The organism is Burkholderia sp. Ax-1719 (assembly GCF_011753055.1).
GTDB lineage: Bacteria > Pseudomonadota > Gammaproteobacteria > Burkholderiales > Burkholderiaceae > Paraburkholderia.
Map to the genome: position 1 here is coordinate 106,204 of NZ_VWWJ01000023.1, position 23,291 is coordinate 129,494.

General features: G+C 63.8%; 22 protein-coding genes. 15 read left to right on the top strand and 7 right to left on the bottom strand.

Going from position 1 to position 23,291, the window contains the following annotated elements:
* Window positions 1-67: 67 nt before the first annotated feature.
* On the top strand, window positions 68-457 hold the full coding sequence (locus tag F3J17_RS29080) for a RidA family protein (protein ID WP_027815644.1): 390 nt from the start codon (window positions 68-70) through the stop codon (window positions 455-457).
* A gap of 46 nt (window positions 458-503) precedes the next feature.
* Here the strand turns inward: F3J17_RS29080 and F3J17_RS29085 are convergent, their stop codons facing one another.
* Window positions 504-824 (bottom strand): XRE family transcriptional regulator, encoded by a 321-nt coding sequence (locus tag F3J17_RS29085; protein WP_167067478.1) that lies wholly within the window; start codon window positions 822-824, stop codon window positions 504-506.
* Window positions 821-1,120, bottom strand: coding sequence for a type II toxin-antitoxin system RelE/ParE family toxin (locus tag F3J17_RS29090; RefSeq protein WP_345891263.1), 300 nt, complete (start codon window positions 1,118-1,120; stop codon window positions 821-823). The genes F3J17_RS29085 and F3J17_RS29090 overlap by 4 nt, the downstream gene beginning before the upstream one ends.
* A gap of 533 nt (window positions 1,121-1,653) precedes the next feature.
* Between F3J17_RS29090 and F3J17_RS29095 the strand changes: the two genes are divergently transcribed.
* The 9 genes from F3J17_RS29095 (at window position 1,654) to F3J17_RS29135 (ending at window position 10,680) form a co-directional block, all read left to right on the top strand.
* Window positions 1,654-2,628: an IclR family transcriptional regulator gene (locus tag F3J17_RS29095; RefSeq protein WP_167067480.1), complete on the top strand. Its 975-nt coding sequence runs from the start codon at window positions 1,654-1,656 to the stop codon at window positions 2,626-2,628.
* Window positions 2,625-3,626, top strand: coding sequence for a 2-dehydro-3-deoxygalactonokinase (locus tag F3J17_RS29100; RefSeq protein ID WP_167067482.1), 1,002 nt, complete (start codon window positions 2,625-2,627; stop codon window positions 3,624-3,626). The genes F3J17_RS29095 and F3J17_RS29100 overlap by 4 nt, the downstream gene beginning before the upstream one ends.
* 46 nt (window positions 3,627-3,672) lie before the next feature.
* Entirely contained in the window at window positions 3,673-4,359 is a 687-nt protein-coding gene (locus tag F3J17_RS29105; RefSeq protein WP_167067484.1) for a 2-dehydro-3-deoxy-6-phosphogalactonate aldolase, read from the top strand.
* On the top strand, window positions 4,356-5,132 hold the full coding sequence (locus F3J17_RS29110) for an SDR family oxidoreductase (protein ID WP_167067486.1): 777 nt from the start codon (window positions 4,356-4,358) through the stop codon (window positions 5,130-5,132). The genes F3J17_RS29105 and F3J17_RS29110 overlap by 4 nt, the downstream gene beginning before the upstream one ends.
* A gap of 185 nt (window positions 5,133-5,317) precedes the next feature.
* On the top strand, window positions 5,318-6,319 hold the full coding sequence (locus F3J17_RS29115) for an arabinose ABC transporter substrate-binding protein (protein WP_167067488.1): 1,002 nt from the start codon (window positions 5,318-5,320) through the stop codon (window positions 6,317-6,319).
* Window positions 6,320-6,406: 87 nt separating this feature from the next.
* Window positions 6,407-7,918, top strand: a complete 1,512-nt coding sequence (araG, locus tag F3J17_RS29120) for an L-arabinose ABC transporter ATP-binding protein AraG (protein WP_167067490.1) — start codon at window positions 6,407-6,409, stop codon at window positions 7,916-7,918.
* A 23-nt stretch (window positions 7,919-7,941) separates the two neighbouring features.
* The gene (gene araH, locus F3J17_RS29125; RefSeq protein ID WP_167067492.1) at window positions 7,942-8,958 is read left to right on the top strand and encodes an L-arabinose ABC transporter permease AraH; all 1,017 of its coding nucleotides are present in this window, start codon (window positions 7,942-7,944) and stop codon (window positions 8,956-8,958) included.
* A 19-nt stretch (window positions 8,959-8,977) separates the two neighbouring features.
* Entirely contained in the window at window positions 8,978-9,778 is an 801-nt protein-coding gene (locus F3J17_RS29130; protein WP_167067494.1) for an SDR family oxidoreductase, read from the top strand.
* Complete coding sequence (locus F3J17_RS29135; RefSeq protein WP_167067497.1) at window positions 9,775-10,680, top strand: SMP-30/gluconolactonase/LRE family protein; 906 nt, start codon at window positions 9,775-9,777, stop codon at window positions 10,678-10,680. The genes F3J17_RS29130 and F3J17_RS29135 overlap by 4 nt, the downstream gene beginning before the upstream one ends.
* Before the next feature lie 22 nt (window positions 10,681-10,702).
* Here the strand turns inward: F3J17_RS29135 and F3J17_RS36080 are convergent, their stop codons facing one another.
* Window positions 10,703-10,897 (bottom strand): hypothetical protein, encoded by a 195-nt coding sequence (locus tag F3J17_RS36080; protein WP_205195007.1) that lies wholly within the window; start codon window positions 10,895-10,897, stop codon window positions 10,703-10,705.
* Window positions 10,898-10,920: 23 nt separating this feature from the next.
* Between F3J17_RS36080 and F3J17_RS29140 the strand changes: the two genes are divergently transcribed.
* The 4 genes from F3J17_RS29140 (at window position 10,921) to F3J17_RS29155 (ending at window position 17,636) form a co-directional block, all read left to right on the top strand.
* Entirely contained in the window at window positions 10,921-12,132 is a 1,212-nt protein-coding gene (locus tag F3J17_RS29140) for an aldose 1-epimerase (protein ID WP_240161197.1), read from the top strand.
* A 203-nt stretch (window positions 12,133-12,335) separates the two neighbouring features.
* Window positions 12,336-13,151, top strand: a complete 816-nt coding sequence (gene pyrF / locus F3J17_RS29145) for an orotidine-5'-phosphate decarboxylase (protein ID WP_167067500.1) — start codon at window positions 12,336-12,338, stop codon at window positions 13,149-13,151.
* 181 nt (window positions 13,152-13,332) lie between these two features.
* Entirely contained in the window at window positions 13,333-13,758 is a 426-nt protein-coding gene (locus tag F3J17_RS29150) for a nuclear transport factor 2 family protein (RefSeq protein ID WP_167067503.1), read from the top strand.
* Window positions 13,759-14,747: 989 nt separating this feature from the next.
* Window positions 14,748-17,636, top strand: a complete 2,889-nt coding sequence (locus tag F3J17_RS29155; RefSeq protein ID WP_275692932.1) for an OmpA family protein — start codon at window positions 14,748-14,750, stop codon at window positions 17,634-17,636.
* Between the two features lie 124 nt (window positions 17,637-17,760).
* Here the strand turns inward: F3J17_RS29155 and F3J17_RS29160 are convergent, their stop codons facing one another.
* From F3J17_RS29160 to thiL, 4 genes are read right to left on the bottom strand one after another with little or no spacing between them, the layout of a single operon-like run.
* Window positions 17,761-18,300, bottom strand: a complete 540-nt coding sequence (locus tag F3J17_RS29160) for a cupin domain-containing protein (protein ID WP_167067509.1) — start codon at window positions 18,298-18,300, stop codon at window positions 17,761-17,763.
* Between the two features lie 48 nt (window positions 18,301-18,348).
* The gene (locus F3J17_RS29165) at window positions 18,349-18,849 is read right to left on the bottom strand and encodes a CinA family protein (RefSeq protein WP_167067512.1); all 501 of its coding nucleotides are present in this window, start codon (window positions 18,847-18,849) and stop codon (window positions 18,349-18,351) included.
* 25 nt (window positions 18,850-18,874) lie between these two features.
* Window positions 18,875-19,453: a phosphatidylglycerophosphatase A gene (locus tag F3J17_RS29170; RefSeq protein WP_167067515.1), complete on the bottom strand. Its 579-nt coding sequence runs from the start codon at window positions 19,451-19,453 to the stop codon at window positions 18,875-18,877.
* Entirely contained in the window at window positions 19,443-20,450 is a 1,008-nt protein-coding gene (gene thiL / locus F3J17_RS29175) for a thiamine-phosphate kinase (protein ID WP_167067518.1), read from the bottom strand. Before thiL ends, F3J17_RS29170 begins: the two co-directional genes overlap by 11 nt.
* Before the next feature lie 197 nt (window positions 20,451-20,647).
* On the opposite strand from thiL, the gene F3J17_RS29180 reads away from it, so the two are divergent.
* Window positions 20,648-22,954 (top strand): NADP-dependent malic enzyme, encoded by a 2,307-nt coding sequence (locus tag F3J17_RS29180; protein ID WP_167067521.1) that lies wholly within the window; start codon window positions 20,648-20,650, stop codon window positions 22,952-22,954.
* The last annotated feature ends 337 nt before the right edge of the window (window positions 22,955-23,291 follow it).

Here is a 23,291-nt window from a genome sequence, read left to right on the forward strand (position 1 = left end):
ACCTTCGGCGCGCCGTGCGTTGCACACGCCACTGCACACGCGCCGCACGAACACACAGGAGCAAACGATGAAACGATATGGAGTGGAAGGCGGCAAGGGCCAGGGCGGTCAACATCTGCCGTTCGCACGCGCGGTGGAAGCCGATGGCTGGCTGTTCGTCTCGGGCCAGACGCCGATGGAAAACGGCGAAGTGATCAACGGCGGCATCGTCGAGCAGTCGCACAAGACGATCCAGAACGTGTTCGCCATCCTCAAGGAAGCGGGTTACGGTCCGGAGCATGTGGTGCGCTGCGGCGTGTGGCTCGACGATGCGCGCGACTTCCAGTCGTTCAACAAGGTGTTCCGCGAATACTTCGGCGATCATCCGCCGGCACGCGCCTGCGTGCAGTCGAGCATGGTGATCGACTGCAAGGTGGAAGTGGACTGCGTCGCGTACAAGGCGCCAGCAGGGAAGTAAGGTTTCTTCCTGCGTAGTGTGAGTTTCTGGAAAGCGGCTGCCCGGTTTAGCGGGTGGCCGCTTTTTCTTGTGCGTTGGAATCGTGTGGCGTGCCTTCGTGGATACGCAGTTCGATCTTCATGCCTGCCGTCGCGGCCATGTTGACGAGCATGTCGATGCCGAAGCGGTCCATCTTGCCGCGCATGAGATCGGAGATACGCGGTTGGGTCACGCCAAAGAGTTTCGCGGCTTGCACCTGTGTCATCTTGTGGCGCTTGATGTGCTCCTCCAGCGCGAACATCAACTGGCAACGCAGTTCCATGTTTGCCGCGTCGCCGGGGGTGTCCTCGATCGCGTCCCACACGTTGTCGAAAGTCTCGAATTTCAAGATCCGTGCTCCTCATTGCGAATGTCCCGATATCGACGTGCGGCGAGCGACATATCGGCAAAGGGAATTTTTTCAGTCTTCTTCTGAAAACAGTGCAGTACGTACACCGCGTCGCGAAAGGTCGCCACGTAGAGAATGCGGTAAGCATTGCCGTTTTCCCTAAGGCGAATTTCACGCGTGCCAGGACCGACGGGGTTGACGGGCTTCCAGTCGTCAGGAGGCTCACCGCCTTGCACGAGGCGAATTTGCCGCCCGGCTTCCTTGCGTGCCTTCAGCGGAAACGCCTGAAGATCCACGAGAGCACTGCCGCAAAACCGCACGCGCTTTTCAAGTTTTAGACTATACAAAATTTTATATGTCCTCCAGAGAATTGAGCGACCCCGCCGCAGCGCGGGGATGACATGGCTCAACTCTCTGCAAGGACGGGCGATTGCGCCCTCGATTCCATCAAGGTCTGCCGCAGCATTACCCATCCGGATAAGGCTCTCAAAACGCGGAATTCCCAATATATGAGCGACCCAATCACATATTGGAGATCTCAGAAAAACCGCCCTACAATCCGATCCATCCGAGATGACGTGCATCGCAGTCCAGAAGAACGCGCGTCAGCCCATCGGCCAAACCTAAAGAAAAGCCCGCAGCCGCGCCGCAGATGCGCTCCAGCGGGCAAAACCGGAGACGTTTGCCATGTTCCAGCCCGCGAAGTGCGCGGCCTCGTGCCGTCCGCCGTCCCGCGCGAATGCGCGCCGCCGCACCCCGAACCATGGCCCGCGCGCCGTCTTTTGACGCCGCGCGTTCATCTCCCGTCTTCTTTCAGATCGACCTCGCCATGAACAAAGCGATGTCTCACAATCTCGCCGAGCGTCTTGACGACATCGACGCCGTGCCGGCGCCGAATGCCGCGAGCGTGCCCAAAGCGGCTCAAACGCAAGCGCAACCGAAAGCGCAACCCAAAGCCCACGCGGCCGGCGATGAAATCGTCGGACTGCCGGGCACGCTGCTCGACGGCTCGTCGCAGGCCGGCACGCAGACGCTCCTGCGCGGCCTCGCCATCCTCGAAGCCGCTGCAGCGGGCGTGCGCGATCTGCGCTCGTTCGGTGCGGTGCTTGGCACCACGCGCAGCACCACGCACCGGCTGGTGTCGAGCCTCGTGCAGGCGCGTTATCTGCGCCAGGTGCAGGGCGGTTATCTGCTCGGGCCGAAGCTGATCGAACTCGGCACCATCGCGCTCGAACAGATGCCGCTCACGGCGGTCGCGCGCACGCACCTCGAAGCACTGGCGAACGCCACGCTCGACACGATTCACCTCGGCGTGCGCGATGGCGACGACGTGCTCTATATCGACAAGATCCCCGGCCAGCGCGGTCTCGAAATGCGCTCGCGCGTGGGACACCGCATGCCGCTCGCTTCCACGGGCATCGGCAAGGCGATGATGCTCGACCTCGCGCCGCAGTCCTGGCGCGATCTGTTCGAGGCGTCGCGGCGCACGCTGGCGGCCGTGAGTTTCCGCCCCGATCACAGCCTCGACCCCGATACCTTCCTCAAGCGCATGGCCACCTATTCGGCGGGCGGTTATACGTTCGATCTTGAGGAAAACGAAATTTCGATCCGTTGCGTGGCGGCGCCCGTGCGCGACGCTTCGGGGGCGATCGTCGCGGCGCTGTCGGTGGCGAGCACGATTCCCTACATGCCGCTCGAACGCATGGATGAGCTGATTCCGGTCGTGCAGCGCGAGGCGCGCGCGATTTCGCAGGAACTCGGCTGGCGCGCGCCGCAGCCCACCACGCGCAGGATTCGCCGATGACCGGCCGCACGACTGAACACACTATGGAACACGGCAAGCACGAAGGCGCAGCGCTGATCGCGCTCGACTGGGGCACGACGTCGCTGCGCGCGTACCTCTTCGACGCGGCGGGCAACGTGCTCGACACGCGCGTCTCGACGGCGGGCATCATGAATCTGCCCGTGCCGGCCGAAGAGGGCGGTTTCGACGCCGCTTTCGAGGAAGCCTGTGGCGTGTGGCTTGCGCAGGCGTCGTCGTTACCCGTGCTGGCGGCGGGGATGGTCGGCAGTGCGCAGGGCTGGGTGCAGGCGCCTTATGTCGAGACCCCCGCGGGTGAAGACGCGCTCGTGACCGGCATCGTCAAGGTGCGAACCCAAAACGGCGCGCAGATCGCCGTCGTGCCCGGCGTGCTCGAACCGGGCGCGCTGCCGAACGTGATGCGCGGCGAAGAAACGCAGATTTTCGGCGCACTGAGCGGCAAGACGTCACAGGACACCGCGCTGATCGGCCTGCCGGGCACGCACGCCAAATGGGCGGTCGTGGAAGGCGCACGCATCGCGCGCTTTTACACCTTCATGACGGGCGAGGTCTACGCCGCGCTCAAGGCGCACACGATCCTCGGCCGCACCATGAAGCTGCCCGCCGCGCCCGACACCGCCGCGTTCCTGCGCGGCGTGACGGTGGCGCGCGAACACGGCAGCGCGGGCCTGCTCGCCACTGCGTTCAGCACGCGCACGCTGGGCCTCACCGATCAACTGGCCGCCGACGAACAACCCGACTATCTCTCCGGTCTCGTGATCGGCCATGAACTGGCCGGGCTGGAAGCGGTGCTGGCGCGCCGCGACGTGGCGCTCGCGGGCTGCGCGCCGCAACTGATTGGCGCCGATGCCTTGTGCGAGCGCTATCGGCTGGCGCTGGCGCAGTTTGGCTGCACCGGCGCGCAGATCGTGCGCGATGCGACCGAGCGCGGCCTCTGGCGCATCGCGGTGCGCGCGGGCCTCGTCAACGCCGTGGTCTGACAACGCCCGCACCCGTACACGCTCACGCTCATAACAGGACACGCACATGCAACCCGAACTGAACCTGCCCGCTCCGTACACGCCTCACGCCGGCTTCGTCGCCGCGTTTGCCGCGTGCCGGATGGTCGCGATCGTGCGTGGCATCAAGCCCGCCGAAGCCGCCGAACATGGCCGCGCGATCTATGAGGCGGGCTTCCGGATCATCGAAGTGCCGCTCAATTCGCCGTCGCCGCTGGAGAGCATCGCGGCGCTGCGCGCGACGTTGCCCGCCGACGCGCTGATCGGCGCGGGCACCGTGCTCTCGACCGAGCGCGTGCGCGACGTGAAAGCCGCGGGCGGCGAACTGATCGTGATGCCTCATGCGGATACCGAAGTGATCCTCGCCGCCAAGCTGCAAGGTCTCGCCTGCGTGCCGGGCGTCGCCACGCCGACGGAAGCGTTCGCCGCGCTCAAGTGCGGCGCGGACGGTCTCAAGATGTTCCCCGCCGAACAGCTTGGCCCGGAGGTGACGAAGGCCTGGCGCGCCGTGATTCCGGCCGTCGTGCCGCTCTTGCCGGTGGGCGGCGTGAAGCCCGACAACATGGGGCCGCAACTGGCCGCGGGCGCGAGCGGCTTTGGCCTCGGATCGGCGCTCTACAAGCCGGGCCAGGACGTGGCGGCGACGCGCGCCAATGCGCTCGCGTTTATCGCGGGCTGGAGTGAAACGGCGCGCGCCCACGGAGCCAAAGCGTGAATCGCCTGACGGGCAAGGTCGCACTCGTGACCGGCGCGGGACGCGGCATCGGCGCGGCGATTGCGCGCGCGTTCGCCGCTGAGGGCGCGGCGGTCGTGCTCGCGGAACTCGATATCGCCACGGCCCAAGGGACGGCGCGCGAGATCGCGGAAGCAAGCGGCGCGCGCGTGCTCGCCGTGCAGACCGACGTGACGCAATCCGCTTCGGTGCAGGCCGCCGTGAGCGAAGCGCAGGAGGCGTTCGGCCCTGTCGATGTGCTCGTGAACAACGCCGGCATCAACGTTTTCGCCGATCCGCTCACGATGACCGACGACGACTGGCGGCGCTGCTTCGCCGTCGATCTGGACGGCGTGTGGAACGGCTGTCGCGCGGTGCTGCCGGGTATGGTCGAACGGCGCGCGGGCAGCATCATCAACATCGCCTCGACACACGCGTTCCAGATCATTCCGGGCTGCTTCCCGTATCCGGTGGCGAAGCACGGTGTGATCGGCCTTACGCGGGCGCTGGGCATCGAATACGCGCCGAGGAACGTGCGCGTGAACGCCATCGCGCCGGGCTACATCGAAACGCAGCTCACGCACGACTGGTGGAACGCTCAGCCCGACCCCGAAGCGGCGCGCCGCGCCACCCTCGAATTGCCGCCGATGAAGCGCATCGGCAAGCCGGAGGAAGTGGCGATGACAGCCGTGTTCCTCGCCTCGGACGAAGCGCCGTTCATCAACGCGAGCTGTATCACCATCGATGGCGGCCGCACGGCGCTGCATCACGAATAAACGCAGCACCGCAGTATCGAAGTAAAAACAGCAGCAAAAAAAGCAGTACTAAAAAGCAGCACGAAGGCAATACAAGGTAGCAAGACATCGCATCACTTTCGCCGCGGCGCTGGCCGCGCGCGGGCGAAGGCAGAACAAGCGGCCGTTACCCTTCCCGTGACTGAAGAAGACAGGAGACTGACACCATGCAACGCAGGATTTTCCTCACGCTGATCGCCGCCGCGACAACCGCAGTGCTCGTCCAGGCGCCCGTCGCGCAAGCCGCCGATCCGGTGAAGATCGGCTTTCTCGTCAAGCAGCCCGAAGAACCGTGGTTCCAGGACGAATGGAAGTTCGCCGAAGCCGCCGCGAAGGAAAAGGGCTTCACGCTGGTGAAGATCGGTGCGCCGTCGGGCGAGAAGGTGATGAGCGCGATCGACAACCTGGCCGCGCAAAAGGCGCAGGGCTTCATCATCTGCACGCCTGACGTCAAGCTCGGGCCGGGCATCGTTGCCAAGGCCAAGGCCGACAACCTCAAGATGATGACGGTGGACGACCGCCTCGTCGACGGTGCGGGCAAGCCGATCGAGTCAGTGCCGCACATGGGCATCTCGGCGTACAACATCGGCAAGCAGGTGGGTGACGGCATCGCCGCCGAAATCAAGAAGCGCGGCTGGGACATGAAGGACGTCGGCGCGATCGACGTGACCTACGAACAGCTGCCGACGGCGCATGACCGCACCAGCGGCGCGACCGACGCGCTGGTGGCCGCTGGCTTCCCGAAGGCGAACATCATCGCCGCGCCGCAAGCCAAGACCGACACGGAAAACGCCTTCAACGCCGCCAACATCGCGCTGACCAAGAACCCGCAGTTCAAGCACTGGGTCGCCTACGGTCTGAACGACGAAGCCGTGCTCGGCGCGGTGCGCGCAGCGGAAGGCCGCGGCTTCAAGGCCGACAACATGATCGGTATCGGCATCGGCGGGTCGGATTCGGCGCTCAACGAGTTCAAGAAGCCGAACCCGACGGGCTTCTACGGCACCGTCATCATCAGCCCGAAGCGCCACGGCGAAGAGACCTCGGACCTGATGTACGCCTGGATCACGCAAGGCAAGGAACCGCCGAAGCTCACGCTGACGACGGGCATGCTGGCCACGCGCGACAACGTGGAAAGCGTGCGCCAGCAGATGGGTCTCGCTTCGAAGTAAGCGCTGGATAGAGGTTGTTTAGGGTGTTTCCCGCTGCGGCGCGCTCCGGATGAGCGTGTCGCAGCGATCGAATGAGAGGAAACCGAAGTGTCAGCGACACTGCGTTTTGACAATATCGGCAAAGTATTCCCGGGCGTGCGCGCGCTAGACGGCGTGTCGTTCGACGTGAACGCCGGCGAAGTGCATGGCCTGATGGGCGAGAACGGCGCGGGCAAATCGACGCTGCTGAAGATTCTGGGCGGCGAATATCAGCCGGATTCGGGCCGCATCCTGATGGACGGCAACGAAGTGAAGTTCGCCGACGCGGCGGCTTCGATCGGCTCCGGCATCGCGGTGATTCACCAGGAACTGCAGTACGTGCCCGATCTCACCGTGGCGGAAAACCTGCTGCTCGGCGCGCTGCCCAATGCGCTCGGCTGGGTGAAGCGCGGCGAGGCGCGCCAGTTCGTGCGCGAACGGCTGGCGGCGATGGGCGTGGATCTCGATCCGGCCGCGAAGCTGCGCAAGCTCTCCATCGCGCAACGCCAGATGGTGGAAATCTGCAAGGCGCTGCTGCGCAATGCGCGCGTGATTGCGCTGGATGAGCCCACCAGCTCGCTCTCGCACCGCGAGACCGAAGTGCTGTTCAAGCTCGTGCGCGAACTGCGTGCGGATAACCGTGCGCTTATCTATATCTCGCACCGCATGGACGAGATCTACGAGCTGTGCAACGCCTGCACGATCTTCCGCGACGGCCGCAAGGTGGCCTCGCACGAGAAGCTCGAAGAGGTGAAGCGCGAAACGCTCGTCCACGAAATGGTGGGCCGCGAGATCAGCGACATCTACAACTACACGCCGCGCGAGCATGGCAACGTGCGTTTCGCGGTGCGGGGCGTCGAAGGTCATCCTCTGTCTGAGGCGGCCAGCTTCGAGGTGAAGGCGGGCGAGATCGTCGGTTTCTTTGGCCTTGTGGGCGCGGGCCGCAGCGAACTGATGCAGCTCATCTACGGCACGCACAAGCGCCGCGCCGGCGAGATCGAACTCGACGGCAAGACGATCCGCGTGAAGAGCGCGAGCGACGCGATCCGTCACGGCATCGTGTTGTGCCCGGAAGACCGCAAGGAGCAGGGCATCGTGGCGATGGCGACGGTTTCGGAGAACATCAACATCAGTTGCCGCCGCCATTTCTTGCGCGCGGGCATGTTCCTCGACCGCAAGAAGGAAGCGGAAACCGCGGATCGCTTCATCAAGCTGCTGAAGATCAAGACGCCGAGCCGCCGCCAGAAAATCCGCTTTCTGTCAGGCGGCAACCAGCAGAAAGCGATTCTGTCGCGCTGGCTCGCCGAACCGGATCTGAAAGTCGTGATTCTCGACGAACCGACGCGCGGCATCGACGTCGGCGCGAAGCATGAAATCTACAACGTGATCTACCAGCTTGCCGAACGCGGCTGCGCGATCGTGATGGTGTCGTCGGAGTTGCCGGAAGTGCTCGGTGTGTCGGATCGCATCGTGGTGATGCGCGAAGGCCGCATTTCGGGCGAGTTGCCGCGCAGCGCGGCGAGCGAACACACGGTGCTTGACCTGGCGTTGCCCAAGCGCACGCAGGCCAAGGCCGCATGAGTGGACGGGGAGGAGTGACTGAAATGCAAGCAAGAGAAAACCTGGCGGCTGAAACTGCCAAGAGCGTGGCGGACGCGCTAATTCCTAGTCCCAACGACAAGCAGAAGTGGTGGCAGCAGATCACCGAATACAGCCTGATCGTGATTTTCGCGGTCATGTTTATCGTGATGTCGCTGACCGTCGATCACTTCTTCTCGATCGAGAACATGCTGGGCCTCGCGCTGTCGGTCTCGCAGATCGGCATGGTGGCCTGCACGATGATGTTCTGCCTCGCCTCGCGCGACTTCGACTTGTCCGTCGGCTCGACGGTGGCGTTCGCGGGCGTGCTCTGCGCGATGGTGCTCAACGCGACCGGCAACACGTTTATCGCCATCGTCGCGGCAGTGGCGGCGGGCGCGGCGATTGGCTTCGTGAATGGCGCGGTGATCGCGTATCTGCGCATCAATGCGCTGATCACCACGCTCGCGACGATGGAAATTGTGCGCGGTCTGGGCTTTATCGTGTCGCATGGTCAGGCCGTGGGCGTGTCGTCGGATACGTTCATTGCGATGGGCACGGTGGCGTTCTTCGGCGTGCAGTTGCCGATCTGGGTGACGCTGTTCTGCTTTATCGCCTTCGGCGTGATGCTCAATCAGACGGTGTATGGGCGCAATACGCTGGCGATCGGCGGCAATCCGGAAGCGTCGCGTCTGGCCGGTATCAAGGTCGAACGCACGCGCGTGTGGATCTTCCTGATCCAGGGCGCGGTGACGGCGCTCGCGGGCGTGATTCTCGCGGCGCGTATCACGTCGGGTCAGCCGAATGCGGCGGAAGGCTTCGAGCTGAACGTGATTTCGGCGTGCGTGCTGGGCGGCGTGTCGCTGCTGGGCGGCCGCGCGACGATCTCGGGCGTGGTGATCGGCGTGCTGATCATGGGCACGGTCGAGAACGTCATGAACCTGCTCAATATCGATGCGTTCTATCAGTACCTCGTGCGCGGTGCGATCCTGCTCGCGGCGGTGCTGCTCGACCAGTTGAAGAACCGCGGCGCGCGCGATTAAAACCATCGGGAGGGTTCAGATGTCGTCTCCGGCCAACGCCAGCGCGCATCACGCGCATGAAAGCTACGCGCGCTATCCGAGCCTCAAGGATCGCGTCGTCCTGATTACGGGCGGCGCGACCGGCATCGGCGCGTCGTTCGTCGAGCACTTCGCCGCGCAGGGAGCGCGCGTGGCGTTCTTCGATATCGACGCAACAGCGGGCGAAGCGCTCGCCGATGAACTCGGCGATTCGCTTCATAAGCCTTTGTTCGCAACAGTCGATCTCACCGATATCGCTGCATTGCGCGCCGCCATCGCCGATGTAAAGGCGGCGCTCGGCCCCATCGAAGTGCTGGTGAACAACGCCGCGAACGACAAGCGCCACACGCTCGCGGACGTCACGCCCGAGTTCTTCGATGCGGGTATCGCCGTGAACGTGCGTCATCAATTGTTCGCGGCGCAGGCGGTGGCCGAAGACATGAAGGCCGCGAAAAAAGGCTCGATCATCAACCTCGGCTCGATTAGCTGGATGCTCAAGAACAGCGACTACCCGGTCTATGTGATGAGCAAATCGGCGGTGCAGGGTTTGACGCGCGGACTCGCGAAGGACCTCGGCCAGTTCGGCATCCGCGTGAATTCGCTGGTGCCGGGCTGGGTGATGACCGAGAAGCAGCGCCGCCTGTGGCTCACCGACGAAGGGCGCGAAAACATCAAGCGCGGCCAGTGCATCGACGCCGAACTGCTGCCCGAGGACCTCGCGCGCATGGCGCTATTCCTCGCCGCCGACGACAGCCGCATGATCACCTCGCAGGACATTGTCGTGGACGGAGGCTGGGCATGAGCGCGCCGCCGGACGACGTCGCCGAACTGCTGATCCACGCGAAGAACACGCTGGGCGAAGGCGCAACGTGGTGCTCGCGCAGCGCCCGGCTCTACTGGACCGATATCGAAGGCGCGAGTCTTTCGCGCTACGACAGCGCCGACGGTTCGCACCGCACCTGGCCGATGCCCGAGCGCCTGGCGTGCTTCGCGCTCTGCGAAGACCCCAATCGCATCCTGATCGGGCTGGCGTCGCGCCTGGCGTTTTTCGATCTTGAGACGGGCGAGATCATGCCCATCGTCGATGTCGAACCGGATCTGCCCACGCGTCTGAACGATGGGCGCTGCGATCGTCAGGGGCGTTTCGTGTTCGGCACCAAGTATGAGCTGAAGCCGTTCGAGAAGATCGGCGGGTTTTATCGGCTCAATCACGACCTCACGCTCGAAAAGCTGCCGCTGCCGGTCGCGGCAATCTCGAACAGCATCGCATTCAGCCCGGACGGCGCGACCATGTATTACGCCGATTCGCTCACGCGCGAGATTCGCGCCTGCGACTACGGCGCGGATGGAACGATTGCAAACGATCGTCTGTTCGTGCGCGTGCCGGATCACGAAGGCGAGCCCGATGGTTCGACCGTCGATAGCGAAGGCGGCCTCTGGAACGCGCAATGGGGCGGCGAATGTGTCGTGCGTTATAGCCCGGAAGGTAAGGAAACCGAGCGTGTAAAGATTCCCACGGCGCAGCCAAGCTGCGTTACGCTCGGCGGAGCGCGGCTTACAGCGCTGTATGTCACGAGTGCGCGCGACGGTCTGGATGACGAAGCGCTCGTGCGCGAACCCCACGCCGGCGGCGTTTTTGTGGCCCAGACGGGGCGCGTGGGGCTTGCGGAACCGCTGTTCCAGGGCAAACCGCAGTCGCATTGAAGCGTTGCCGAACCGGCGCGTTTCACGCGTCGTCGATGCTGGTTTGCAGCGGTAACGTTGTTGCCGGGCAACAGTCGATTAGCAGTACGTTCAGTTTTGCCAGTACGAATAGAAGGGCGAACATAAGATGCGGCTGCAAGACCACGCGGATCGCATATGATGCGGCGCGCGTGAGCGGCAAGCCGCCCGTGCGCCGCCTGTCATGGGCGGCAATCATCTCTGCCTCTCGAGGAGCCGCTCATGAGCGTCGCGAATTCCGCTGTGCGTCAAACTGCTCGAACCCGAACTTCTCCCGGCATGGCATCGGCCAGCGTAGCCGATGTGGCGGTTGGCACTGCCACTGCGGCCACAACGGCCGCGCCCGCAGCCGGCAGTCCCGCCGCTGCGCGCCGCGCGCGACTCGACGCGGCGACGCATCCGGTCGTGCCCGGCCCCAGCACCTCGGCGGTGGCCATCGGCGCGGCGGGTGTCAGTGATGTCGCCTGCGTGACGCTCGCCAATGCCTGGTTGCGTCTCGATATCGCGCCGCAACTGGGCGGCGGCATCACGCGTTTCGACTGGCGCAGCGAAGGCGTGCTCGAACCGGTCTTCCGCCGCTGCGAACAGGTCAACGCGCGCATGGACCCGAACCAGCTTGCCTGTTATCCGTTGCTGCCGTACTCGAACCGCATCGGCGCGGGGCGCTTCCAGTTTGGCGGACGTGACATCGACGTGCCGCCCAATCGCGCCGGAGAGCCGCTGCCGATTCACGGCGACGGCTGGCTCGCGCCGTGGAGCGTGGAGCGCGCCGAGCGCGAACAGGTGCGGCTGGTGCTCGACCGCAGTGCTGGCGAGCCTTATTCCTACCGCGCGGCGTTGACCTACGCGCTCGACGGCACGACGCTTTCGATGGCGCTCGAAGTGGAGAACACGGGGCGCGACGCCTTGCCTTTCGGGCTGGGCATGCATCCCTTCCTTGCCCGCGACGCCAGCACCGAACTATCCGCGCCCGCAAGCGGCCTGTGGCTCGCCGGGCAGGACTGGCTGCCGGTGCGCCACGTGCCCGCGCCGCCCGCCTGGCAGTTCGGCGTGGCTTACCCGTTGCCGGATCAACTCGTGAACCACGCATTCAGCGGCTGGAGCGGACGCGCGGCCGTGGTGTGGGAGCGCCGGCGTCTGTCGCTGTCGATCTGCGCGAATACCGACTACTACGTGCTCTATACGCCGCCGGGCGAGGACTTCTTCTGTTTCGAGCCGGTCGATCATCCGATCAACGCGGTGAATCTGGCAGGCGGCGGCGCGGCCCATGGCATGACCGTGCTGGCATGCGGCGAGCGGCTCGTGCGTCGCTTCGCCTTCACGGTCGAGCCGATGGATATGCGCGCCATGGCGGGTCCCCATCGGCCCGGAGCGCGCGGCCGGGCGGGGGCAAGGAGTGCGAAGGGCGGACGAGGGCGTCAGGACGCGCGCTAGGCGGGCATCGCGGCGCGGTTTCATCGGATGAATGACGGCGCCCCGCGTGGCGCTGCTTCGCTCACGCTGTGCGGGCGGCTTCGTCAGGCCGCCGCGTGCCGGGCCCAAGAGGCGGCCCCACGAGGCGGCCCGGGCCGAGGCGGGTAAAATACGCCCCGTTTCCCCTGTTTTCTCTCCTCTGCGGCCCGCCGCGAGCACTCATCATGACTTCCTTCATCCAGACTCTTGGCGCCGCCTGGCAGCGCACGGGCTCGCTTCTGTGCGTGGGCCTCGATCCTGAACCGACGAAATTCCCCGCCGCGCTGGCGGGCCGCAGCGACGCGATCTTCGAATTCTGCCGCGACATCGTCGATGCCACGGCGCCCTATGCGTGCTCGTTCAAGCCGCAGATCGCCTACTTCGCCGCGCATCGCGCCGAAGACCAGCTCGAAGCGCTGATCGCCCATATCCACGAAAAGCATCCGGGCCTGCCGGTGATCCTCGACGCCAAGCGCGGCGACATCGGCAGCACCGCCGAGCAGTACGCGCGCGAAGCCTTCGAGCGCTTCAAGGCCGACGCCGTGACAGTCAATCCCTATATGGGCTTCGATTCGATCGAGCCGTGGCTCGAACACAAGGGCCGTGGCGTGATCGTGCTGTGCCGCACGTCGAACCCCGGCGGTTCGGATCTGCAATTCCTCGACACCGCAGGCCGTCCGCTCTATCAGGTCGTGGCGGATCTCGCGGCGAACAAGTGGAACGCCAGCGGCGAACTCGGCCTCGTGGTGGGCGCGACCTTCCCGAAGGAAATCGAAACGGTGCGCGGGATCGTGGGCGATATGCCGCTGCTGATTCCGGGTATCGGCGCGCAAGGCGGCGACGTGGAAGCGACCGTGAAGGCTGGCCGCACCGCGAACGGCACCGGCATGCTCATCAATTCGTCGCGCGCGATCATCTACGCGAGCAAGGGCGAGGATTACGCGCAGGCGGCTGCAACGGCTGCCCAGAAAACGCGCGATACGATTAACGCGTATCGCTGACCCCAAATAAGCCGTTTCGATTGGCGTTTCGAAATCTTTCGATGTGAGCGTGCGAGCCGTTTAACTAAGATCAAATCTGTCAGCCGAATGGAATGCATTTCCAGTTGCGCGAGGCAGTTTCACTGGTCTGCGTTTGATAGGCTCGCATTCTGATTGCTCACATGATGAAGGTATCAACACAATGAAACGTATTCTCGTAGTTATTACCGCAGGCCTTGTATTGGCAAGCGCGGGTGCCCAGGCGTCGCAGGCTGTGGATGACGAAGCGGTGGTTCGTCAATTGGAGTCAAGCTGGGTGAAGGCCACTACCGAAGGCGATAAAGCGGTACTCGAACGAATTCTGGACAGCGCGTACATCGAAACCACCGCGAGTGGCCAACGGCGCTCGAAGTTCGACGTGTTGAACGCTCAGCGTCCTGCAACGGGGACCTCGCAATCGTTGACCGATGTTGAGGTGCACCTGAACGGCGACACGGCGGTGGTCACAGGTACGAACCAATACCGTCCGCTTGCTTCCGCCGAGCCGCAGGAATATCTCTTTACCGACGTACTCATCCGCCGCGATGGCGCGTGGCGAGCCATCGCCTCCCAGATGACGCGCCGTTGACCGTAAGGGCTTAGCGAAGCAAGCCCGTTGGTTGTCCTTCCACCGTGAGTCGAGCGGCACGCACGTTTCAATTCACGCTGTGGAACGTTTGCCGCGAACCTGCGCAAAATTGTAGATAGAGCGACTTGATCGGTGGTCGCTCGCTCCTACACGTCCTTCCTGTAAATCCAGACCTCGCAAGCTGGTGTGACGCCGGGCAACGCGTCAGAAAATATTTAAACATTCCTAATAGTTTTCAATTGTCGTAGGGCGTTTTCCATATATCCGAGTCAGGAATTAGGAGTCGTCCTATGCATCTTCACATCCCCTCTCCGTAATATTGGCGTCGCTTGCGGCGTTGAACTGTGCGCGACCGATGCGTGCAGAACGAACTTTATCCGCGCCTGCGTATCACCCAATGCGTCCATTTCGTTGCTGCGTTGTCGCGTTGCGTTCGGCCACACCACAAGCGATTGCGTTTTTTCCGGGCAGACCCCAGTCGCACCACGCGTTACATCCTGTTCAGCACTATCGAAAAACTCCGATTGAATCGTATGTCGCCAGAGTCGATGCTAGTTACGGAAAGATGAGTGATTTTCTTCGTCGTTTGGGAAAGCAAGTCACGAATTGGCACTTTGCTGAAAGTGGTCAGGAAGCAAAGAAAATCGAGCGGATCCACGTGAAAAATCGCCGCTAGTTGGTACCTCACAAAACTTGTGAAACTCTTTAAATGTTATTTAGGATAGCAAATGAATAAGGCGTATCGTTCTGTCTGGAATGAGTCCACCAGAAGCTGGGTCGCAGCCGCGGAAACGGTGAAGTCTCGCGGCAAGAAATCGAGCAGTCGTCGAGGCAGCGTGCTGCTTGGAACCATGTCGTTTTTGGCCGTTACTACGGGCGCAGGGCATATGACCGCTGCTCACGCCAGCGGTCTCGATGGCGGCAATATCCCCGTAGGGTTTGGAGATAGCAACGCAGAAGCCATTGGTAACGGCGCCTCTGCATCTAATATGGGTGCCATTGCTATCGGCGCCGGCAGTAACACCCCGGGTTACGGAGCCAATGCAACCGGTGCGAACTCAATCGCAATCGGCGTCAACACGAATGCCACCGGTCCTGGAGCGACAGCGATCGGCGTCGACTCACGGGCCACTGGCTCACAGGCGCTCTCGTTCTCCGGCGGTACCGCGTCTGGACAATATGCAATTGCAATCGGTGGTGCGGCGCAGGCCTCGACGGACAACTCGATCGCACTCGGTGGGCATGCTGTTGCCAATACCAATGCGACGTCACTCGCTACGGCTGGTTTCAATGCAGGGAGCGGTAGCCTGACGGCGGCAACGGCTGCGGGCGGCGAAATATCAGTAGGCGCGTCAGGCGCAGAGCGCCGCCTCACGAACCTCGCAGCGGGCTTGAACGGTTCAGACGCCGTGAACGTGAGCCAGTTGCAATCGGAAAACGCGAAGGTCGACCAGCAGGGCGCGACGACGGCGTCGGCGCTGGGTGGCGGCGCGGCTTACAACTCGACGACGGGTGCGATCAGCGCGCCGAGCTATGCACTGACGAACGCAAATGCGATTGACGGTACGAGCGGTGCGAAAACTGACATCGGCACGGCATTGAGTACCGTGGATGCAGCACTGGGCGTAATCAATACCAATGCGGTGATGTACGACTCGTCGGCGCATGCGTCGGTGACGCTGGGTGGCACGGGCGCGGCGGTGGCGCTGCATAACGTGGCCAACGGCAAGATCAACGCAACGAGCAATGACGGCGTGAACGGCTCGCAGCTGTACTCGCTGGCCAGCTCGACGGCTAATTCGATGGGCGGCGGCTCGACGGTGAACGCGAACGGTTCGATTTCGAACCCGACGTATGTCATCGGTGGCAAGACGTTCAACAACGCGGGCGGCGCATTCACGCAACTGAACGGCGAGATGGCCGATGCGGTGATGTACGACACGTCGGCGCATACGTCGGTGTCGCTGGGTGGTTCGGGCACGTCGGTTGGCATCGCGCTGCATAACGTGGCGAATGGTCAAGTTACTGCGACGAGCCTGGATGGCGTGAACGGTTCGCAGCTGTACTCGCTGGCCAGCTCGACGGCCAACTCGATGGGCGGCGGCGCGACGGTGAACGCGAACGGTTCGATCTCGAACCCGACGTATGTCATCGGTGGCAAGACGTTCAACAACGCGGGCGGCGCATTTACGCAACTGAACGGCGAGATGGCCGATGCGGTGATGTACGACACGTCGGCGCATACGTCGGTGTCGCTGGGCGGTTCGGGCACGTCGGTTGGCATCGCGCTGCATAACGTGGCGAATGGTCAAGTTACTGCGACGAGCCTGGATGGCGTGAACGGTTCGCAGCTGTACTCGCTGGCGAGCTCGACGGCTAACTCGATGGGCGGCGGCTCGACGGTGAACCCGAACGGTTCGATCTCGAACCCGACCTATGTCATCGGCGGCAAGACGTACAACAACGCGGGCGGCGCATTTACGCAACTGAACGGCGAAATGGCCGATGCGGTGATGTACGACTCGTCGGCGCATACGTCGGTGTCGCTGGGTGGTTCGGGCACGTCGGTTGGCATCGCGCTGCATAACGTGGCCAACGGCCAGGTCAACGCAACGAGCCTGGATGGTGTGAACGGTTCACAGCTGTACTCGCTGGCGAGCTCGACGGCTAACTCGATGGGTGGCGGCTCGACGGTGAATCCGAACGGTTCGATCTCGAACCCGACGTATGTCATCGGCGGCAAGACGTACAACAACGCGGGCGGTGCATTCACGCAACTGAACGGCGAGATGGCCGATGCGGTGACGTATGACTCGTCGGCGCATACGTCGGTGTCGCTGGGTGGTTCGGGTACGTCGGTTGGCATTGCGCTGCATAACGTGGCGAACGGCCAGGTCAACCTCGGCCAGATGAACGCGGCGATCGCCAACGTGACGAACATCGCGAACAACGCAACGGATCCGTTGTTCAACGCCAACGGTGCCTTCGCGGGCGTGGGCAGCGATGCCCGGGCGCTGATGCCTGCCGCACAGAAGGTCGCCGATCCGTATCAGCGCGGTCTGGCTGAAGGCTGGCTGGAAATCGCCGATCGTCAGGACAGCCATGTACTGATGTCGAAGGTGTACAACGATGCGGCGGCCCGTGCGCTGAACAACGGCCGTCACTTCATCGACAACAGCGTGCCGTTCCAGCCGATCTACGGCCAGAAAAACTGGCCGTCGGCCGAGACGCGTGAAAAGTGGGTGAAGGCGCTGCAGGAAATCGAGCGCACCAACCAGCGCGCGTCGCAGTCGCCGTGTCGCGGTGAAGATGCGGGCCGTCTCGCCGCGCTCACCGACGAAGCCTGGAAGGAACAGGACGAAACGCACGGCACGCACTGGGTGCATGGCTGGGATTCGATCGAACGCGCGCAGAAGCTGGCGCAGCAGGTCAACGGCGAACTCGACAAGTGCGTGCCGCCTGCTGCGGTTGCCGCGCCCGTTGCCGTTCAGGCGCCGGCGCAGCGGATCGCGCTATCGGCTGATGCGCTGTTCGACTTCGACAGCGCCGTGATGAAGCCGGAAGGCCATCGTCAGGTGGAACTGCTGGCGAAGCAGTGGCGCGACAGCGGCGCACAGATCGACCGTCTCACGATCAAAGGCTTCACCGATCGATTCGGTTCGGCGGCTCACAACCTGAAGCTCTCGCAACAGCGCGCGCTCGCCGTGGCGATGGCACTGAAGGATCAGGGCGTGCATGCGCGGAACGTCGACATCAAGGGCATGGGTGCCGCGACGCCGGTGCAGACCTGCGCCGGCAAGAAGGCCACGGCATCGGTGATTGCGTGTCTTGCGCCTAACCGTCGCGTGGAAATTCTCACGGAGCTTGTGAAGCAGTAAGGAGCACGCTGTAGGGAGCGTGTGGCGCAGGACCGGCATAAGGTTCTGCGCCCTGTTGGGCGATTTGGGCGTGCTTGAGGGCACGCCCTTTTTTTATGCTTCGCGGCACGCCGCCGCCCGCGTTTCAGGCTTCGCGCCTGGTCACCGCCGCGGGCTTGCCGAACAACTCGATCAGCGGCCGATGCAGCGGATACTTGTCGACCAGCCGTTCGACCTCGGCGATTTCGAATTCGCTGAATTCGAAACCCGGCGCGACGGTGCAGCCCACCAGCGCGTAAGTCGACGGATCGCAGCAGCGCGCGGCGAACCAGTGTCCCGCTGGCACCACGGCCTGGAACACCGTACCCGGATGATCGAGTGCATGACCGAGCTTGCGGGTGGACAGCACGCCGCGTTCGTCGATCGAATGGATTTCGATGGGCGAGCCCGCGTAGAAGTGCCAGAGTTCATCGGAGCGGATGCGGTGCCATGACGAATACGCGCCGTTGGCGAGCAGGAAGTAGATCGCGGTCGAGGCTGCGCGCGTGCCGTCCGCGTCGGGGGCGCCGTCACGGCGCACGAGCTTGTCCGAGCGGTAAGTTTCGCTGTAGTAGCCGCCTTCCGGGTGCGGTTCCAGGCCGAAACGGCGGATCAGTTCGTCAACTTCGGTTTGCGTGCCAGTCATGACCTCGACTCCATGAAGAAGCTGGTCGCGCCTCGCGCGCGCCAGATGTCAGCGTTCCTGTTCGTCGATCAGCGAAAGCAACCCGCGCAAGGCGTGCGCGGCGGCCTGCTCGCGGATCTGTTCGCGGTCGCCCTTGAACACCATCGTTTCGACGCTCGTGTGCAGACGATTGCTCCAGCCAAACGACACCATGCCGACGGGTTTGTCGGGCGTGCCGCCGCCCGGACCCGCGATGCCCGTGATGGCGAGCGAAACTTGTGCCCGGCTGTTGCGCAGCGCGCCTTCGGCCATCGCGCGCGCGACCGGCTCGCTCACCGCGCCGTGCTTGTCGATCATCTCGGCGGGCACGCCGATCATTTCGGTCTTCGCCTGGTTCGAATAGGTGACGAAGCCGCGCTCGAACCAGCCGCTGCTGCCGGAAATATCGGTGATGGCCGTGGCGACCATGCCGCCGGTGCAGGATTCGGCGGTCGCCAGCATGAGGCGGGCTTCGCGCAGTTTGTTGCCGGCGCGGATCGCGAGTTGGTGGACGACGGAATCGGTAGGCATGGCGAAAGGTGTGTTGGGTGGCGGATCAGACTGACATGCGCCAGAGCGCGATCACGAGAAGCGTGAAGAATGCGGCGACGAGGTCGTCGACCATGATGCCGAAGCCGCCCTTGAAACGCCGCTCGATATAGCGGATGGGCGGCGGCTTCACCATGTCGAAGAAGCGGAAAATCGCAAACGCCCACAGTTTGCCGATGAAGTCGATGGGCGTGATCATCAGCAGCACGAGCCAGAACGCAACGATCTCGTCCCAGACGATCGACGAGGGGTCTTCGATGCGCAGCTTTTTCGCGGTAAACGCCGTGATGCCGATGCCCGCGAGAAAGCCGCCGATGATCAGGATGCCCCAGTCGAGCACGCTGATATAGCGATTGAGCACTTCGAACGATGCCCATGCGAACAGCGTCCCCGCCGTGCCGGGCGCAAGGCGCGAGAGCCCTGAACCGAAGCCGAGCGAAAGGATGTGCAGCGGATGCGTAAGCATGAACGGCGCATCGGCGCGGCGCGGGCCGCGCGCTTCTTTCGGCGCGCTTGCGGGAGTACTGGCAGGCTGGCTGGCCGTCCCGATTTCGTCGGCGGGCGAGGGCGTTGGGTCAGTCGGCATGGAAGTGATCGAAACCTTGCAACGTCAGGTCGAGCGGCGCGCCTGCGCCGTCGCGCCACATGATGGTGGGTTGCGCCGTCGGCTGCGCCTGGGCGTCGGGAGCGCTTATTGTACCGATGCGCGTGACGCGCACACCGGCCTGTTGCGCCGCCGCCGCGACCGCTTCGCGCTGCTCGGGCGCGGCCGTGAAACACAGCTCGTAGTCGTCGCCGCCCGCGAGTGCGCATTGCAGTTGCAGCTCGCGCGGCAAACGCGCGAGCGCTTCGGAGACCGGCAGCGCGTCCACGTCGATGAGGGCGTTCACGCGCGAGCGCGCGAGGATATGGCGCAGGTCGCCTGCGAGGCCGTCGGAGATATCGAGCGCGGCGCGCGCCACGCCGCGCAGCGCGAGACCAAGCGCCACACGCGGCTGCGGATATTCCAGCGCGGCGCGAAAGTACGCTGCATCCCTGGCATTCATGGGCGCGTGCGGCCACTCCTGGCGCAGGAAGGCGAGACCCGCGCGCGCATCGCCGGGCGTGCCGGAGACCCAGATGTCGTCGCCGGGCCGCGCTGCGTCGCGTCGCAGCGCCTGGTCCTGCCGCACCGTGCCGAAGACCGTGATGCACAGGTTGAGCGGTCCGGCGGTGGTGTCGCCGCCCATCAATTCGCAGTCGTGGCGATCGGCCAGTTCGAACATGCCCGCGCTGAACGCTTCGAGCCAGTCCTCCTTCGGCTTGGGCAAAGCGAACGCGAGCGTGAAGCCCAGCGGCTGCGCGCCCATCGCGGCGAGGTCCGACAGATTCACGGCGAGCGCTTTATGGCCGAGCGCATGCGGATCGACATCGGGGAAAAAGTGGCGGCCTTCGACCAGCATGTCGGTGGAAACGGCCAGCATTTCACCGGCGGCGGGCGCGATGAGCGCGCAATCGTCGCCGATGCCGAGCGCGGCGCGGCGCGTGTTCGCGCGGGCGCGCTGGGCGAAGAATCGGTCGATCAGGGAAAACTCGGAAAGCATGACGAAAGGTGACGATGACGATGAATTCGGGTGCCGCGGTCTGCAAGACTAACCGTACTGACGGCGCAGCGTTGCGCACAAAACGGTCGCGGCAGTTGCACCCGAACTGAAAGGAATGCCTTTTATGAATGGCGCTACAATCGGTTGGATCCGCGTTCGAACTGTCATTCTAATCCGCACCCAACGCCCTGCCGCCCATGTCGAATTCCTCCTCGAACTCCGCTACGAACAAGCTGCGCGAAGCCGCCCTCGATTATCACGAGTTCCCGACGCCCGGGAAGATCGCCATCGCGCCGACCAAGCAGATGATCAACCAGCGCGATCTGTCGCTCGCGTACTCGCCGGGCGTGGCTTTCGCCTGCGAGGCGATCGTCGAGAATCCGCTCAACGCCGCGCGCTTCACGGCGCGCAGCAACCTCGTTGGCGTCGTGTCGAACGGCACGGCGGTGCTGGGCCTGGGCAACATCGGGCCGCTCGCCTCCAAGCCGGTGATGGAAGGCAAGGCGGTGCTGTTCAAGAAGTTTGCAGGCATCGATGTGTTCGACATCGAGCTGAACGAGTCGGACCCGCACAAGCTGGTGGACGTGATCGCCGCGCTCGAACCCACCTTCGGCGGCATCAACCTCGAAGACATCAAGGCGCCCGAGTGCTTCATCGTCGAACGTGAAGCGCGCAAGCGCATGAAGATTCCGGTCTTCCACGACGACCAGCACGGCACGGCCATTGTCGTGGCGGCGGCGTTCACCAACGGCCTGAAGGTCGTCGGCAAGGACATCAAGCAGGTCAAGCTGGTGGCGTCCGGCGCGGGCGCGGCGGCGCTGGCCTGTCTGGATCTGCTGGTCGATCTGGGCCTGCCGCTCGAAAACATCTATGTGACCGACCTCGCGGGCGTGGTCTACAAGGGCCGCACCGAGCTGATGGACCCGGACAAGGAGCGATTCGCCCGCGAAACCGACGCGCGCACGCTCGCCGAAGTGATCGAAGGCGCCGATATTTTCCTGGGTCTGTCCGCGGGCGGCGTGCTCAAGCAGGACATGGTCAAGCAGATGGCCGCGAAGCCGCTGATTCTCGCGCTGGCCAATCCCACGCCGGAAATCCTGCCGGAACTCGCGCTGGAAGTGCGCCCGGACGCCGTGCTCGCCACCGGTCGTACGGACTACCCGAACCAGGTCAATAACGTTCTGTGCTTCCCGTTCATCTTCCGCGGTGCGCTCGACGTGGGCGCGACCACCATCACGCGTGAGATGGAAATCGCCGCCGTGAATGCGATCGCGGAACTGGCGCGCCAGGAGCAGAGCGATGTCGTGGCCACGGCTTACGGCATCCAGGATCTGCAGTTCGGGCCTGAGTACCTGATCCCGAAGCCGTTCGATCCGCGCCTGATCGTGAAGATCGCCCCGGCGGTGGCGCGTGCGGCGATGGATGCAGGCGTGGCCACGCGTCCGATCGAAGACATGGACGCCTACGAGCAGCATCTCCAGCAGTTCGTCTATCACAGTGGCACGACCATGAAGCCGATCTTCCAGCTCGCGCGCGCCGTGGAGCCGGAGAAGAAGCGCATCGTGTTCGCCGAAGGCGAAGAAGAGCGCATCCTGCGCGCGGTGCAGATCGTGGTCGACGAAAAGCTCGCCAAGCCGATCCTGATCGGCCGTCCGGCGGTGATCGAGCAGCGTATCGCGCGCTATGGCCTGCGTCTGGTCGCCGATCAGGACTACTCGGTCGTCAATACCGACCACGACGAGCGTTATCGCGACTTCTGGAAGTCCTACGCCAAACTGATGGCGCGCAAGGGCATCACGGCGCAGATGGCGAAGCTCGAAATGCGCCGCCGCACCACGCTGATCGGCGCGATGCTGGTGGAGAAGGGCGAAGCCGACGGCATGATCTGCGGCACGGTCAGCACGACGCATCGGCATCTGCACTTCATCGACCAGATCATCGGCAAGAAGGAAGGCTGCAATGTCTACGGCGCGATGAACGCGCTGGTGCTGCCGAACCGTCAGATTTTCGTGGTCGATACGCACGTGAACGTCGACCCGACGCCCGAGCAGCTCGCGGAAATCACCATCATGGCGGCGGAGGAAGTGCGCCGCTTCGGCATCGAGCCGAAGATCGCGCTGTGCTCGCATTCGAACTTCGGTTCGAGCAACGCGCCTAGCGCGCAGAAGATGCGCGATCTGCTGGTGATCCTGCAGGAGCGTGCGCCGGATCTGCAGGTGGACGGCGAAATGCACGGCGACGTTGCGCTTGACCCGAACCTGCGCCGCGAAATCCTGCCGGAATCGACGCTCGAAGGCGAAGCCAACCTGCTGGTGATGCCGAACATCGACGCTGCCAACATTTCGTACAACCTGCTGAAGACGGCGGCGGGCAACAACATCGCCATCGGGCCGATCCTGCTGGGCGCGGCCAAGCCGGTGCACGTGCTGACGGCGTCGGCGACGGTGCGGCGCATCGTCAACATGACGGCGCTGCTGGTCGCGGATGTGAACGCGACGCGTTAAATCTGTTCCCCCAACCTCGCCGGCGGCTGGCTTACGCGCCGTCGGCGAGCGTGTCTGAGCGTATCTTTCAAGCAGTTTTCGGCCGCCTTTTCCGATTGTAAAAATTACCCGATTGTGGCTTGCGCGCCGTCAAGCCCATGGTGTGGCCCTCGGAGCGTGATTGCTTCCAGGTGCCATTAGCGATACCCTTACACCTTTCATGGTCGTCGAACGTGTGATCCGGGAACCGGGAATCCGTAGATGGTACAGATAGGACTGCCTGACGAAACGACTGGAGAAACAGCCGCGCGGGCAGGGTGCTCAAGCGCTGCAAGTTCACTCGCAAGTCCTTGTTCCG